General features: G+C 59.5%; 13 protein-coding genes. 4 read left to right on the forward strand and 9 right to left on the reverse strand.

The annotated features are described in order from the left end of the window. Window positions 1-34: 34 nt before the first annotated feature. From SIC19_RS09705 to SIC19_RS09730, 6 genes are all read right to left on the reverse strand, one after another. A complete protein-coding gene (locus tag SIC19_RS09705) occupies window positions 35-2,173 on the reverse strand; it encodes a TonB-dependent receptor (protein ID WP_075196345.1) in 2,139 nt (712 codons plus the stop codon). Between the two features lie 119 nt (window positions 2,174-2,292). Further along, on the reverse strand, window positions 2,293-2,514 hold the full coding sequence (locus SIC19_RS09710; protein WP_075196346.1) for a formate dehydrogenase subunit delta: 222 nt from the start codon (window positions 2,512-2,514) through the stop codon (window positions 2,293-2,295). Further along, the gene (gene fdhD / locus SIC19_RS09715; protein ID WP_083637256.1) at window positions 2,507-3,397 is read right to left on the reverse strand and encodes a formate dehydrogenase accessory sulfurtransferase FdhD; all 891 of its coding nucleotides are present in this window, start codon (window positions 3,395-3,397) and stop codon (window positions 2,507-2,509) included. The genes SIC19_RS09710 and fdhD overlap by 8 nt, the downstream gene beginning before the upstream one ends. Beyond that, on the reverse strand, window positions 3,378-6,293 hold the full coding sequence (fdhF, locus tag SIC19_RS09720) for a formate dehydrogenase subunit alpha (protein WP_127402067.1): 2,916 nt from the start codon (window positions 6,291-6,293) through the stop codon (window positions 3,378-3,380). Before fdhF ends, fdhD begins: the two co-directional genes overlap by 20 nt. 24 nt (window positions 6,294-6,317) lie before the next feature. Next, window positions 6,318-7,856, reverse strand: a complete 1,539-nt coding sequence (locus tag SIC19_RS09725) for a formate dehydrogenase beta subunit (protein WP_127402066.1) — start codon at window positions 7,854-7,856, stop codon at window positions 6,318-6,320. Between the two features lie 17 nt (window positions 7,857-7,873). After that, window positions 7,874-8,365, reverse strand: a complete 492-nt coding sequence (locus SIC19_RS09730; protein WP_127402442.1) for a formate dehydrogenase subunit gamma — start codon at window positions 8,363-8,365, stop codon at window positions 7,874-7,876. Window positions 8,366-8,497: 132 nt separating this feature from the next. On the opposite strand from SIC19_RS09730, the gene SIC19_RS09735 reads away from it, so the two are divergent. After that, the gene (locus tag SIC19_RS09735; RefSeq protein ID WP_127402065.1) at window positions 8,498-9,574 is read left to right on the forward strand and encodes a substrate-binding domain-containing protein; all 1,077 of its coding nucleotides are present in this window, start codon (window positions 8,498-8,500) and stop codon (window positions 9,572-9,574) included. 100 nt (window positions 9,575-9,674) lie between these two features. On the opposite strand, the gene SIC19_RS09740 is transcribed toward SIC19_RS09735, so the two are convergent. Beyond that, window positions 9,675-10,304, reverse strand: coding sequence for a YbhB/YbcL family Raf kinase inhibitor-like protein (locus tag SIC19_RS09740; RefSeq protein WP_091642618.1), 630 nt, complete (start codon window positions 10,302-10,304; stop codon window positions 9,675-9,677). Window positions 10,305-10,469: 165 nt separating this feature from the next. On the opposite strand from SIC19_RS09740, the gene SIC19_RS09745 reads away from it, so the two are divergent. Next, window positions 10,470-11,000, forward strand: a complete 531-nt coding sequence (locus tag SIC19_RS09745; protein WP_085678122.1) for an ankyrin repeat domain-containing protein — start codon at window positions 10,470-10,472, stop codon at window positions 10,998-11,000. On the opposite strand, the gene SIC19_RS09750 is transcribed toward SIC19_RS09745, so the two are convergent. Continuing rightward, the gene (locus tag SIC19_RS09750; protein WP_353623241.1) at window positions 10,978-11,925 is read right to left on the reverse strand and encodes a putative RNA methyltransferase; all 948 of its coding nucleotides are present in this window, start codon (window positions 11,923-11,925) and stop codon (window positions 10,978-10,980) included. The genes SIC19_RS09745 and SIC19_RS09750 overlap by 23 nt on opposite strands. Window positions 11,926-11,936: 11 nt before the next feature. On the opposite strand from SIC19_RS09750, the gene SIC19_RS09755 reads away from it, so the two are divergent. Continuing rightward, window positions 11,937-12,674 carry a spermidine synthase gene (locus tag SIC19_RS09755; protein ID WP_127402064.1) on the forward strand — a complete coding sequence of 246 codons (738 nt, stop codon included), beginning with the start codon at window positions 11,937-11,939 and terminating at the stop codon, window positions 12,672-12,674. Window positions 12,675-12,811: 137 nt separating this feature from the next. Next, entirely contained in the window at window positions 12,812-14,914 is a 2,103-nt protein-coding gene (locus SIC19_RS09760; RefSeq protein ID WP_127402063.1) for a NosR/NirI family protein, read from the forward strand. Between the two features lie 31 nt (window positions 14,915-14,945). Here the strand turns inward: SIC19_RS09760 and SIC19_RS09765 are convergent, their stop codons facing one another. After that, window positions 14,946-15,500, reverse strand: a complete 555-nt coding sequence (locus SIC19_RS09765; protein WP_127402062.1) for a carboxymuconolactone decarboxylase family protein — start codon at window positions 15,498-15,500, stop codon at window positions 14,946-14,948. Between the last annotated feature and the right edge of the window lie 110 nt (window positions 15,501-15,610).

Raw genomic sequence — 15,610 nt, forward strand, 5'->3', positions numbered from 1 at the left:
GCACTGAGGCCCCGGGCTTTGGGATGCCGACTGCTCAGAAGTCGAGCTGATAACCAAGGGTGACGGTGCGGCCACGGCCCTGGAAATAGTACTCGTCACTCACCCGGGCAGACTGGGAGTAGTACGTGAAGTAGTCCTTATCCAGCAGGTTCTCGATGCCCAGGGAGAACTTCCCGGCACGGGTCCGGTAGGCCATAGAGCCATCCACCAACCCGTATCCGTCGAAGTCCAGGTCATCTCCTTCGATGTCCCGGTCCAGGAACTGGGTGAACTGAAGGTGGCTCGACAGCCTCTTCGTCCAGGCAGCTGACCAGCTCAGTTTCAGGGTTTCCGGCGCAATATTGATGCCGCTCAGCTCAGTGTCTACATCGCCATCACCGTCGGTGTCGGACTCACCATCCGCATAGGTGTAGGAAAACGCCAGGTTATGCGCGTCGTTCAGGTCCGCATCGGCGGTGACTTCCACGCCCTGGATTTCGGTTTTTTCACGCTTGCCGACCCAGGTGCCATTCACTTCGGTCAGGCGCTCACCAAAGTCAGAATCCGACTCGTAATAACTCACCTCCAGATGGTAACGGTCCCAGTCAAAACGACCACCGATCTCACGGTTATCGGTTACGATCGGCTCCAGCACCAGCAGGTTGTCAACATCCTGACCTTCGTCGCTGATTCCGCGTAGTACACGGCCAACATCTGGCATGCCAAACCCTTCGGAATAGTTGGCAAACAGTTGCACATGATCCGTCGCCTGATAGACAACACCCGCATTGAACAGGGTTTCGTTGAAATCCGGATTGCCACCCTGGACGGTGACGTTGTCCTGGGTGACATTGCTACGGTCGATGGTGTTGTAGGTATCAACCTTAAGCTCCGCATGTTCATAGCGGACACCGGTGTGCAGGGTCAAACGGTCGGTGGCTGCAACATCGCCCTGCAGGAAGGCTGCGTAGTTGCGGAACTGCGATTTGGGTACGTAGGTACGCCCGGTTTCCACCAGCGTCTGGCGGGTTTCATCCTGAAGAACATCCAGGCCCGTTGTCAGGGTCAGGTAATCGTTCAGCAGGCCGTCGCGGGTGAGGGTGAACTTGGCGCCCACCTTGTCGGATTCGTTGCGGGTCTGGTCGAGCTGATCGTTGCCATTGGCGTCCACATAGGGGAAGAACGGCGTGGTGGCAAACCGGGCCCGGAAGGTCTGGCTGTATAGCTGGGTATCCACCTGGTTGCCCAGCCAGTCGCCGTGCGAGTAGGAAAGACGAGCGGTGGTAACCTCATTTTCTCCGGGCTTACCGTCAATGATGCCCGGGCGTGCGGTTGTGGGCACGCCGCGGTCACGGTCTCCAGGTTGTGGCTTTACCGGTACGTATCCACCCTTGCCTTCAAGTTGAAAACGGTTGATGAAAAATTCCACGTTCTGGTCATCGTCCAGCCAGTAACCCAGCTTGGCCAATACGTCATAGCTTTCGGTGTTCTGGAGTTCACCGGGATAAGCCACACCGATCAAGCGATCCTCACCGTCGTAGAACACACCGCGCTCCTGAATGTTCCCGCCCAGAAGATAGTCCCAGCGGCCCTGCTGACCGCTGATCCGGTAGCCCACTTTGTAACCCTGGCCATCGGAGTCCACGTTGTCGTCACTGGTCACGCTGGCCGACACAGACTGGGAAACCTCACCGCTGTCGGGCCTGCGAGTTACAAAATTGATGATGCCACCCGTCGCACCCAGGCCGTGCTCAGCACTGGCACCGTGGATTACTTCGATACGTTCGACCATATCCAGATCGATGGTGTAGCTGTCCCGCGCGCTGTCCCGCAGTGGATTGCTCTGCGGCACACCGTCCACCAGGAACAGGGGTGACCGGCCCCGGAAGGTTTCACCGGCGTTGGACAGTTTCTGACGGCCCGGAGAGTAGGAAGGAATCAGGTTGCTCAGCACCTGGCCGGGGTCATTGGAAATCGCCTGCTGTTGTTCGATCTGCTCGCGGGTAATGATGGTTGTCTTCTGCGGAGTCTCTCCCGCTGTGCTTTTGTTGCGGGTGGCCGTGATAACCAGGTCCGGTAACGCTTTGGCGTTGTCGCCGGATTGGGTATTGGACGAAGATTGCGCCAGTGCAGAACCGTGAACAGCCGCTATGGCCAGCGCCAGCAGCAGGGGACGTGACTCCGGAGTTTTCATAGACAAATCTCGAATGGTTAATGCATTTTGCCCGCACCTTCAGGATGACAGACATTACCTCATGTTAACGAGGTGCAAATGCTAACAATTCTCATTGTCTAAATCAAAACCATCAGTTCTTACAACGAGAGGCGCTCGACGGCCAGCCGGGAAACGGCATTCAACTCTGCCCCGTCCGACGTTGCATAATCGCTGATCTGCTGTTTCATACTCCGGGCCCAGAACTTCCTGATGTGGGTGGCGACCACCTCCGCCGCCTCGCCCTCATCGCCATGATGGAGGTTGTTATCACTGATCTGGTTGATCATCTTGATCAGGTTCCGCAACTGCTGGTCACTCATGCTCGCGTTCCTCGGAAGGTTGGCCACTGTCGCCCCGATTGTAGATGACATGCCGCCCAGGGCGGGCGAACCCGATCAGGGTCATGCCGGCCGTTCGCGCTTCCCGGACCGCCAGTGCCGTGGCCGCAGAGACAGCCACCAGGCAACCGATACCGACACTGGCACTTTTCTGCACCATCTCGAAGCTGGCGCGACTGGAAACCAGTGCAAAGCCATCGTCGAAGGCCGACTCGCCCTTCTTGTGTATCCGTGCGCCGATCAGTTTATCGAGTGCGTTATGACGGCCGACATCTTCCCGAACCAGTTCGATGCGGCCCTGGCTATCGCACCAGGCTGCACCGTGGGTGGCGCCGGTCTGTTCCTGCAGGGGCTGGTAGTGCCGAAGGCTGCTCAGAGCGCGCTGAACGTCTTCATCATCCGGTATCGGGCGAAGCGGCACGCGTGGGATCGCCCGGACCGCATGGGCCAGGGATTCGGTGCCGCATAGCCCGCAGCCGGTTCGTCCGGTCATATTCCGTCGCTGTTGGCGCAAACGGGCAAAACAGTCGCCGGCGATGTGCATCTCGATAGCGATGCCCTCGTCGACGGCATGTACGTTCAGGTTAAACAACTGCCCGGGGCTGTCGATAATGCCTTCGGTCAGACTGAAACCCAGTGCAAAATCCTCCAGATCACAAGGCGATGCCATCATTACCGCATGGGATATGCCGTTATAAACCATCGCCACCGGCACCTCTTCGGCGACACTATCCTGACCGGGGGCGCCCTCAATGCCCCCATGAACCTCCACCGGGAGGTCACAGGACGCTGGCGCACCCTTCTCAGGGTCCGGCCCCATCACTGGCATGACTGCCAGCTCCGGGTTATTTGAGTGCCGTGGCATCGGGTTGCTCCATATGGCTGGCCGACGGTTCCAACAACCCTTGCTGGCGCTGGTCAAACTGCTCGAAGTGGCGTTGCCATTCCGACGGCTGCGAGACCTTCTCCACCTGCACCGCAGTCACCTTGTATTCCGGGCAGTTGGTGGCCCAGTCAGAACTGTCGGTGGTAATCACATTGGCACCGCTGCCCGGGTGGTGGAAGGTGGTGTACACCACCCCCGGCAACATGCGATCACTGATTCTTGCCCGCAGGACCGTCTGGCCCACACGGCTGGTGATGCCCAGCCAGTCGCCCTCGCGGATGCCCCGGAGTTCGGCATCGCTGGGATGAACTTCCAGTACATCCTCCTGATGCCACTGGCTGTTCTCGGTGCGTCGGGTCTGGGCACCGACATTGTACTGGCTCAGGATGCGACCGGTGGTCAGCAACAGCGGGAACTTGCGATTGGTTTTTTCCTCGCTGGCAACATACTCGGTGACCGCAAACTTGCCCTTGCCGATCGGGAAATCGAGGGTGTGCATGGTGGGCGTGCCGTCGGGATGCTCGTCGTTACAGGGCCACTGGATGCTGCCCAGTTCGTCCAACTTGTCGTAACTGACACCGGTAAACGTCGGCGTCAGCCGGGCGATCTCATCCATGATATCGGACGGATGACGGTACTGCATCGGATAGCCCAGCGCGTTCGACAATGCCATGGTGACTTCCCAGTCTTCCATGCCCGCCACCGGCGCCATCACTTTACGCACCCGGTTAATGCGGCGCTCGGCGTTGGTGAAAGTGCCGTTCTTTTCCAGGAACGTCGAACCCGGCAGCAGCACATGGGCGTACTTGGCGGTTTCGTTGAGGAAGATGTCCTGCACGATCAGGCAATCCAGCGAACTGAGCGCGGCTTCCACATGCTGGGTATTGGGATCGGACTGGGCAATGTCCTCGCCCTGCACATACATAGCCTTGAAGCTGCCGGCGATGGCGGCATCAAACATGTTGGGAATCCGCAGGCCCGGCTCATCGTCAATGGCCACATTCCAGGCCTCCTGAAACCTGGCTCGAACGGCCGGGTCGCCCACATGCTGATAGCCCGGCAGTTCGTGGGGGAAGGAGCCCATGTCGCAGGAACCCTGAACGTTGTTCTGCCCCCGTAACGGATTCACGCCAACGCCTTCACGGCCGATGTTGCCGGTGGCCATGGCCAGGTTGGCTATGCCCATCACCATGGTCGAACCCTGGCTGTGCTCGGTGACCCCGAGGCCGTAATAGATGGCGCCATTACCCGCTTCGCCATAGGCTCGTGCGGCCTGGCGTACCAGGTCCGCCGACACCCCGGTGACCGCTTCCAGGGCTTCCGGAGAGTTGCGCTCCTCGGCGATAAACTCACGCCACTGGTTGTAGTGTTTCGGGTCACAACGGCTTTCGATAAACGCCTTGTCTTCCAGGCCTTCCGTTACGACAACGTGGGCCAGGGCGTTGATCATCGCCACGTTGGTGCCCGGGCGTAGCGGCAGGTGAATGCCTTCGGTGCCGTGGGGTGTTTTCAGCAGGTCGATGCGGCGTGGATCAATCACAATCAGCTTCGCGCCCTGGCGCAGCCGCTTGCGCATCTGGGAGGCGAACACCGGGTGGGCGTCGGTGGGGTTGGCACCGATTACGATCATGGTGTCAGCCTTCATCACCGAGTCAAAGGTCTGGGTCCCGGCGGACTCGCCCATGGTGGTCTTCAGACCAAAGCCGGTGGGTGAATGACAGACCCGCGCACAGGTATCGGTGTTGTTGTTGCCGAACGCGGCGCGGATCAGCTTCTGCACCAGATAGGTTTCCTCGTTGGTACAGCGTGAGGAGGTGATACCACCGATGCTTTCCCGGCCGTATCTGGCCTGGGTGTCCTTGAACTTTCTGGCGGAGAACTCGATGGCCTCCTCCCAGGACACCACTTTCCAGGGGGCGTTGATGGAGTCCCGGATCATCGGCTCCTTGATGCGGTCCTTGTGGGTGGCATAGCCAAAGGCAAAGCGGCCTTTCACGCAGGAGTGACCGTGGTTGGCATCGCCGCCCTTGTAGGGAACCATGCGCACCAGCTGGTCGCCTTTCATCTCCGCCTTGAACGAGCAGCCCACGCCGCAGTATGCACAGGTGGTGACCACGCTGTGCTCGGGCTGGCCGGCGTCGATCACGCTCTTTTCCATCAATGTGGAGGTGGGGCAGGCCTGCACACAGGCGCCGCAGGACACGCACTCGGAATCCATGAACGGATCGTTCTGGCCCGCAGATACCTTGGAGTCGAAGCCGCGGCCGTCAATGGTCAGGGCAAAGGTGCCCTGCACTTCCTCGCAGGCACGCACGCAACGGGAGCAGACGATACATTTGCTGGGGTCAAAGCTGAAATAGGGGTTGGAGTCATCCACTTCGGCGTTCAGGTGATTTTCACCCTCGAAGCCATAGCGGACTTCCCGCAGGCCCACGGCGCCGGCCACGTCCTGCAGTTCGCAATCGCCGTTGGCCGGGCAGGTCAGGCAGTCCAGCGGGTGATCGGAAATATACAGCTCCATGATGTTGCGCCGGAGCTTGCCCAGCTTGCCGTTCTGGGTGGTGACGGCCATGCCCTCGGACACCGGCGTGGTACAGGAGGCCGGATAGCCGCGGCGGCCCTCGATCTCCACCGCGCACAGGCGACAGGAACCGAAGGCTTCGAGGTTGTCCGATGCGCACAGCTTGGGAATGTTGATACCCGCCAGGGTGGCTGCCCGCAGCACCGAAGTGCCTTCGGGCACTGCGATATCGGTGCCGTCAATGGACAGGCTAACCAGGGTTTCGGAGGTGCTGGGCGGCGTACCATAGTCGATATCGGGGTTCAGGCCGCCTGTACCTCGGTTAAAAGTGCCCGGATCAAAATATTGCAACATCGTTATTGCCTCCACTCGCGTCGGTCAGGCCGTCAGGTCGTCCGGGAAATGTTTCATCACACTCTGTACCGGGAACGGGGTCATACCGCCCATCGCACAAAGAGAGCCGTCAACCATGGTCTCGCACAGCTCTTCCAGCAGCACCAGATTGGCCTCCCGGTTTTCGCCGGCCCGAATGCGGTCAATCACTTCCACACCACGCACCGAGCCGATCCGGCAGGGCGTGCATTTGCCGCAGGACTCCACGGTGCAGAACTCCATGGCGAACCGGGCCTGCTCTCCCATGTCCACGGTGTCGTCAAACACCACAACGCCGCCATGGCCGATACCCGCGCTAAGCTGGCCGAAGGCCTCGTAATCCATGGGCGTGTTCCACTGACTTTCCGGCATATACGCCATCAGCGGGCCGCCCACCTGGACCGCTTTCATGGGGCGGCCCGAGAAGGTGCCGCCACCGAAATCTTCGAGGATCTCCCGCAAACTAACGCCAAAAGCCAGTTCGATCAGGCCACCCTGGCGGATGTTGCCCGCCAACTGGATTGGCAGGGTGCCCCGTGACTTGCCCATGCCGTAGTCCGCATAGGCCTGGCCACCCTGAGCCAGAATGAACGGCACGGCGGCAAACGACAGTACGTTATTGACCACGGTAGGCTGGCCGAACAGCCCCTTGATCGCGGGCAGGGGCGGTTTGGCACGCACCAGCCCGCGCTTGCCCTCCAGGCTTTCCAGCAGCGAGGTTTCCTCACCACAGATGTAGGCGCCCGCCGCCAGCCGCACTTCCAGATGGAACGCCTGCCCGCTGCCCCGGACATCGTCGCCCAAGTAGCCTTCTGTTTCAGCATGTTGGATGGCCTGGTCCAGGATGCGGTGCGCCACAGGGTATTCCGAGCGCAGGTAAATGAAGCCCCGGGTCGCGCCTACCGCCAGTCCGGCAATGGTCATGCCTTCAATCAGCATGTAGGGGTCACACTCCATAGCAAGCCGGTCGGCAAAGGTGCCGGAGTCGCCCTCATCGGCATTACAGACGATATACTTCTGCTGCTGCCAGGGTTCGTCATGCACCGTCTGCCACTTGATACCGGTGGGGAAGGCGGCACCGCCACGGCCCCGCAGGCCGGAGGTTTTTACCTCGTCGACAATGGCCTGGGGCGCCATGCCCACGGCCTTGTCCAGCCCGGCAAACCCGCCGTGGGCCTGGTAGTCGGCAATCGACAGCGGGTCGGTCACACCAATTCGGGAGAAGGTCAGCCGCTGCTGGCGCTTGAGGTAAGGAATATCGGTCACGGAACCAAGATGCAGCGGATGATCAGAGCTGGCGTCGAACAGGCCGGCGTCCACCAGCCCCGGCACATCATCCGGTTCCACCGGACCATAACCAATTCTGCCTTTGGCCGTTTCGATTTCCACCAGTGGCTCCAGCCAGAACAGGCCCCGGGAGCCGTTGCGGACCAGTTCAATGTCCACACCCTGAACGCTGGCGTGGTGCTCAATCAGTCTTGCCACTTCGTCCGCGCCCATGGACAGGGCGGTGGTATCGCAGGGCACGTAGATTCTTGTCGCCATGATCAATGCTCCCGTGATTACCGGATGTCCAGCGTGGCCGTGGTGAGTTTGTCCGCCAGGCGATCAAACTTCTGTGGCGTTACCCGGCCGTGGATATCATCGTTCACACGGATAGAGGGGGCGCAGGCGCAGTTGCCCAGGCAGTAGACTGGCTCAAGGGTGAATTCGTTGTCGGCAGTGGTACCGTGATAGTCCACACCCAGGCGATCCTTGATGTGGGCTTCGAGCGCCCGGCCGCCCATGGACTGGCAGGCTTCCGCACGGCACACATGGATAACCTTGCTGCCCACCGGATGGGTGCGAAAATGGTGATAGAAGCTGATCACACCGTGGACCTCGGCACGGGTCTGTCGCAGTGCTTCGGCGATGATGGCCACGGCGCCTTCGGGAATGTAACCGATGCGGTTCTGGACGGCATGCAGGATGGGGAGCAGGGCGCCAGGCTTGTGTTTCAGGGCGTCCACTTCCGCCCGGACCATGTCAGGTGTCCAGTCGCTGGCGTAAGCCATGGCGCCGAGTGATTGCTGATTCACCTCTGACATATGCATACTTGTTCCTATTATTTCTTGTTCTGTTACAGTATCTGAACAGTAATAGTCACACGCTACCACTCCATCATCGCCGACGGAATATGAATAGGAATGCATAAGAAAAGGCTGTCTATTTCCCCTGCCTGGGTCTTCCGAACCGATAACGGTGAGCTGTTCGAGCCGGTATTATTCCGCCTACTCGAAACGATCCGCGACAGTAGCAAACTGACCGCGGCGGCAGAGGCGGCCGGCGTGTCTTACCGCCACGCCTGGAACTTGCTCAATCGCAGTTCCGATGTTTTCGGAATGCCACTGGTGAGCATGCGCAAGGGGCACGGCACCGAGCTGTCCGCCCTGGGCGAGAAATTGCTGTGGGCAGATCAGCGGGTCAAAGCCCGGCTCGGGCCTCAGATCGACAGCATGGCGTCCGAATTTAACGACCAGATCCAGCAACTGCTGGCCGGTGAGCACCCGGTCCTTCGTCTTCACGCCAGTCATGGGTATGCCGTGGCCCTGCTCCCGGAGTTCTCAGACCGCGTTGAAGTCAACCTCCAATACCGCAACCCCGAAGAGGCACTGACCGCCCTCAATCGCGGCGAATGCGACCTGGCAAGCTTTCACTTTCCCACCTGCCCGGAACGGGCCCGGGAAATCATGGCCCATTACCAGCATCAACTGGCCGGCAAACGATTCCGGCTGATTCGTTTTGTCACCCGGCGCGAAGGCCTGATGATGCGCAAGGACGCCCCGGTGAAGGTCCATAACCTGTCGGAGCTGGCCGCTTCCGGGCTCCGATTTATCGGCCGTGACCGCCATTCCGGCACCCGCATCCTGTTCAACCTTCTGCTACGTCAGGCGGGACTCACTGAAAAGAGCATCAACCGCTCGCCTCAGCACGAGTTCACACACACAGCCGTCGCTGCCTTTGTCGCGTCGGGAATGGCGGATGTAGGCTTCGGCGTGGAAGCGGCGGCCAGCCAGTTCAACCTTGATTTCGTGGAAATGGCCAGCGAGCACTACCTCCTGCTCTGCCATGAAGAGCGGCTGGGGCAGGACAACCTGTCGCACCTGATTGAGCTGATGCGCTCGCAGGCCTTTATCGATCGGATCGAACACCTTCCCGGCTATGAGCCGGACAGTCCGGGAACCATCACTACCTTCGAACAGTTACTCGCAGGCACAGGCTGAACCGAGTCGAAAATCCCCGTAAATGGTCTTGCATAAAAAAGCCGGACGTCGGTCACCCGACATTCCGGCTTTCTTGCGGATGGCGCCAGCCTGTGGCTGCTCAGTCTTTACGTAAATCCGGATTCAGCGTGTAGGTACCGGTCACCCGGGCGCTGGCCAGAACGTGACCTGCCATGGCTTCACGAACTGCGGCACCATCGAACTCACCATCCAGCCCCAGAGTTTCAACATCCAGCGCGTGCACTTCGTAGTGGTAATGATGGAGGATCTCATCGTTCCAGGGCGGACAGGGACCGTCGTAACCGGCATAGGTTCCTGCCATGTCGGGATTGCCAGCCAGGAACTGGGTGTAGTTGTTCACGCCACGGATACCGATCGGGCCCGGACCGGGCTCCTTGCCCTTGGGAATCACACCATCGCTGTCCTCGCCCTCGGGGATGCGGGACGTGGTGGCCGGCACGTCCACCAGCAGCCAGTGGAAAAAATCCACCCGGGGAATGTCCTTCGACACGGTTTTGCCTTCCTGATTGACGTCGTCCGCCACGCTGGGCACGTCCGGGTCAAACATCATCACCACGAAACTCCTGGTGCCCTCCGGCGCGTCCTCCCAGACCAGTTCCGGGTTGCGGTTGGGGCCAAAGCTCATGTGGTCCTGTTCGCTGTAGACACCAAACGCGAATTTCTCCGGCACCGGTTGGCCTTCTTCAATACCTCGAACCTTGATTTTCACAGTCCTGTTCTCCTGTACCCTTGATGGTTTTGCTTACCTGATAGCACGGTTTTAACAGTGGCGTTGTGGGTCTGTCCAGATCCATACCGTACCCAAGTCCAATTCTTGGCTGGCTCCAGGCGTGTTACGGTTGCTCAAGATTCGCTATGAAACCAGAGGAAAACCATGAGCCACGACAAGCCAACCAGGCCCCAGAACCCCGACAATCAACAGGACGAAGACGCCATTGCTTTCGCCCAGGGGTTGTTCGAACTGGCCCGGAATGGTGGTGCCGGCCCCCTCAGCGTGATGCTCAACGCCGGCGTACCCGTGGACATCCGCACCAACACCGGTGACAGCCTGCTGATGCTCGCCTGCAGCAACGGCCACAAAGACACCGCGCGCCTGCTGCTGGAACAGGGTGCCGACCCCAACCTGGCCAACGACCAGCTACAAACGCCCCTGGCCAGCGCGGTGTATCAGGGCAATACCGACATTGTAGACCTGCTGCTGACCTCCGGCGCCGACGTCGACCATCGCCCGGCAGGCGCCAAAACACCGCTGATGGTCGCCGCCATGTTCAATCGGGTGGATATGATTGGGCGTTTGCTGGAAGCAGGCGCGGATAAATCGTTGAAAGATGAGGATGGGCAAACGGCAGAGGATCTGGCCCGGACCATGGAAGCGAACGAGGCTATCGGGGCGTTGTCGTCGTAGCGGCAGAATCACGAACAAAACGCCTCAGCGTGACTTCGACCGTCACCGCCAGGGTTTCGAGTGTCTCGGCACGAACCCGCCCCTCCGCAGGCGCCCGGTAAAAATGCGGCGTCATCGCCAGCAGGTCGGCAATCGCCTCCTGGCTTTCCAGGGTCAGTGAATAACGAATCGTCTCTGTCCCCAGACTCAAAAAACCTTCAGGCACGTCAACAGCTGGCGGCTTTTCGGGTTTGAGCGACGGATAGATAATCTCCCGCAGTTCCCGCAGGTGATCGGGGCCAGCGTCGGCCTGGATCAGGATGCCGCCGGGTTTGAGCACACGGGCAAACTCACTGTAGACGGGAAAGCCAAACAGGCAGAGTACGCAATCCACGCTGCCGTTCAACACCGGCAGGTTAGCGTTACTGCCGACCAGCCAACGGGGGCGCTTATCCTGCTTCGCGGCGGCCAAGGTCGCCCACTTGGAGATATCCACCCCCACCAGCGCAAGAGACCTCTCCGTATTTGCCGCTGCCAGTTGCCGGAGGTAATAGCCCTCTCCACACCCAGCGTCCAGGCAGGCCAGTGGTTTGGCATCGTCGGCTCCGGGCGCCACCGCTTTGTTCACGGCCCCGGCAATGGGCTGATAGAAACCGGCATTCAGGAAGCGCCGGCGCGCCGCCACCATGTCCTTGCTATCACCCGGGTCCAGCGAGCGCTTCTTCTGGACCGGCAGCAGGTGCAGGTAGCCCTGGCGGGCAACATCAAAACTGTGACCAGCCGGGCAACGCCAGCAGGTACCGGACTGGTTCAGGGGCTCACCGTCCAACGGGCAGGCCAGGGCACTGAAGGTGTCCATGCTCACAGGCTCGCGGCCTCCGGCCCTGACGTGCGGCTTGAGAAGCGGCGGATAAATGCCCAGAATAACGACGCAGCGATCAGACAAGGGACGCCACCGTGAAGGGCGAGATTATCCATTACACCCGGGACGCACTCGGTGGCATTCTGGTGGTCGACTATCGCAAACATCGGGTGATGACCTTTGATTCGGTGTTTGAGCAAAGCAAGATAGATCGCCGCAGGCCCCATCTTCCCGTTCATGAGTACAGCCGCGCTATGCTGTTGCCAGTTGCCTTTGCGCAGCCCGCACACGCCACGATTCTTGGCCTCGGCGGCGGCGTGATGGCCAGTGCGCTGCTGCACCTGCTGCCGGAGTGCCAGGTCCACGCGGTGGAACTGCGGCCCCGGGTGCTGGAGGTGGCCCGCGAATACTTCAGCCTGCCGCATTCCGCCAACCTGACGATGACCATCGGCGATGCCAGGGACGCCCTCGGCAAAGCGCCGGACGGTAGCAGCGACCTCATCCTGGCCGACATGTACAACTCCGACCGCATGAGCCCGGCCCAGGCCCAGCGGCAGTTTATCAGACAATGCAGCCGGGTACTTGGCGACGACGGCTGGCTCGCCATCAATTATCACCGCACGCCGGACATCAATGGTCCGTTGTTCCACCAGCTTCGCGCGGGGTTTGCAGTCCTCCTGCTGTTCAAGAGTAAAACCAACAACACGGTGATCTTCGCCAGCAAGCGTCCCTTTGAAGCCCTGCACACCAAAGACCCCACCCTGGTGGCGCTGGAAAACCGCCTGCCTATCGACTGGCGACGTTTAATGGGGCGGGTGATTCGCCTGAACTGATCGACCTCTGCTTTCCTTCTCAGCCTTCATTTCTCCTCACAAAGTAGCACCTGCCCGGCCCGGAGGTCGCATTGTGCCCGCATGGCAAATCTCTAGCATGGATCTGACCAACAACAAGAAATCGATGGAGAGAGACCATGCCCTTGCGGCTATTGCTGCTGTTGGTCCTAGCCTGTTTTCCCCTGGCGACGTATGGCGCCCTGGACGATGAGAAGCAGGCGTTAATCCAGGAACTATTCCCCAAGGCCACAGACATTCGTGACCGGTTGCCGGACTACCCGGTGTACCCGGTGTATCAGCTTCAGGAGCTGATAGGCTACGCCTACGAATCCCGCGATATTAGCCCGCTCCAGGGCTTTGCAGGGAAACCCGTCAGCATGTTGATCGGGCTCGACAGCCGCGGCCGCTTTACCGGCATTCGCATTCTCAACCATCACGAACCGGTGTTTCTTCATGGACTTGGCGAAGAGCCACTGTTCGAGTTCATCGACCAGTACGAGGGCCGCTCCCTCACCGAACAGATTGTTATTGACACGTCAGGCTCTCGCAGCGGCAAAAGCCCGGACGGCAACGTGGTGCATTTCGACGGCGTGAGTAAGGCCACGGTGTCCGTGCTGATCATCAACGACACGGTTCTGTCCTCGGCCCTCAAGGTGGCTCGAAAGAAGCTCGCCGGATTTACTCAGGAAGCGCCTACCCGGGCGAAAACCGATCTCTACCAACCGCTGTCGTGGGCGCAACTGATCGAACGGGGGTACATCGGCCACTGGCGTATCAGCTCTGCGGCGATCGAACAGAAACTGGGCTCGCCCCTGGTGGATTATCCCGAGGCGTCGCAACCTGACCCTGGCGAGCCTTTCGCCGAGCTGTTTTTCGGCTACATCAACGCACCAATGGTGGGCCGCAATCTGTTGGGCGACGAAGGTTTCCAGCGGCTGAAAGAAAAGACGGGGCCAGACGCCCAGATACTGGCCGTCATGTCCCGCGGACTTTACCCACACCTACCGGATGACTTCACCCCAGGAAGCTCACCGGATCGCCTGGGATTGCAGCAAAATAGTCTGTCGCTGGACATTCGCGATATCAACGTGTTCGACCAGAACATACAGATCAACGCCGACGGCATGCCGGAGTTCGCCCGGACAACCCTGTTCCGGGTCGGCGGCAACGCAGGCTTCAATCCCGGTGCCGAAGCAACTCTGAAGCTGGGCGTCACATTGCGGAAGAATCACCTGGTTGCCGACAGCACCGAGCTGGAGATCCCGATGGCCTTTGCGCAGGAGCTGTTCGAAGCCGTCGAGGTGACACCTCGGCCAGAAGACAATCGCCAACCGGTGTGGATCGGGCTATGGAAGGAACGCTGGTTGACCATTTCCCTGTTGGTCCTCAGTCTCACCCTGTTGACGGTATTCTTCGCCCGCCAGCGCACCCTGAGCCAATATCCGAAACTGGTGCATCGGTTCCGCTGGGGCTTTCTGTTCTTCACCCTGTTCTTTATCGGCTTCTATGCTCAGGGTCAGCTTTCGGTGGTGAATATCTACACCCTGTTCCTGGCCATCTGGGACGGTTTTTCACTCAACGTATTCCTGATGGACCCGGTGCTGTTTATCCTGTGGACCTACACCTTTATCAGCCTGTTTGTCTGGGGGCGCGGGCTGTTCTGTGGCTGGCTATGCCCCTTTGGCGCGTTGCAGGAGATGGCGGCCTGGTTGGGCGAGAAACTGAAGTTCCGCCAGGTGAAAGTACCGGAAAAATGGCATCGGCGGCTGATTCTATTGAAGTACCCGATACTCCTGGTGCTGGTGGGAACGGCGTTCTATTCACTGGAACTGGCGGAGAAGCTGGTGGAAGTGGAACCGTTCAAAACCGGCATCACGCTCATCTTCGTGCGTTATTGGCCGTTCGTCGCCTATGCCGTTGGCCTGCTGGTGGTGGGCATGTTCATCCACAAATTCTACTGCCGCTACCTTTGCCCGCTCGGGGCCGGCCTGGCGGTTCTGGGCAAGCTGCGCCTGTTCAGTTGGCTCGACCGGGTGGAGCTGTGCGGCAAGCCTTGCCAGCACTGCAAGAACAGTTGCGGAATCAATGCGATCCATAAAGATGGCCGGATTGACTACAACGAATGCATCCAGTGCCTGGAGTGCGTGGTGATTCTGAAAGACCAGAGCCAATGCGTGGACAAGGTGCTGGAGAAAAAACGCCAGCGGCAAGCGCAGATACTGGCAACGGATGCGGGCTGAACCGCACCCGTAGCGTCAGGGAATCGCTCCGTTACTTCTTCTTTTCCCAGGCAAACTTCTGGAATGGCTCGTCAACCGGCGTTTCCGCAATGTGGTTGATGTAGTTGCTCATGACTTTCTGGGACAGCACCAGGATCACTTCCAGTACCTGACGATGCTTGTAGCCAGCACCATAGAACGCATCCAGGTCTTCCTTACCGACATTGCCTTTCTTGTGCATGACAGCCAGCGTGAACGTCCTCAGGGCTTCAAGCTTGTCACTGGGCAGTGGCGTCTCGTCGCGCAGCGCGTTGATGATGTCGTCCGACACTTCCATCATCTTGGCGATTCCTGTGTGCGCCGGTACGCAGTAATGGCAGGCGTTCTCTACGTTGATGGTCTGCCAGACAACGGTTTTCTCATCATTGTCAAAACTGCTTTCCAGCACCAACCGGTGCAAGGCCTGATAACCCTCAAGAGTTCCTGGTGCTTCTGCCATGATCCCGTGCAAACTGGGAATCATGCCAAAGCCCTTGACTGAATTTTCCAGAAGCGGTTTTGATTTTTCAGGCGCCGATTCGACATCGTGAATGGTGAAATCCGTCATAACACTCTCCTTTCGGTTAATATTGAGCGTTCGTTCAATTACAGGTCCACGGTAACTGTTTTTGAGCGATCACTCAAGTTATCATTACGAGGAATTAAATCACCCGTCGT

The organism is Marinobacter sp. MIT930201, assembly GCF_047122665.1.
In the GTDB taxonomy this organism is placed as follows: Bacteria; Pseudomonadota; Gammaproteobacteria; order Pseudomonadales; family Oleiphilaceae; genus Marinobacter; species Marinobacter salarius.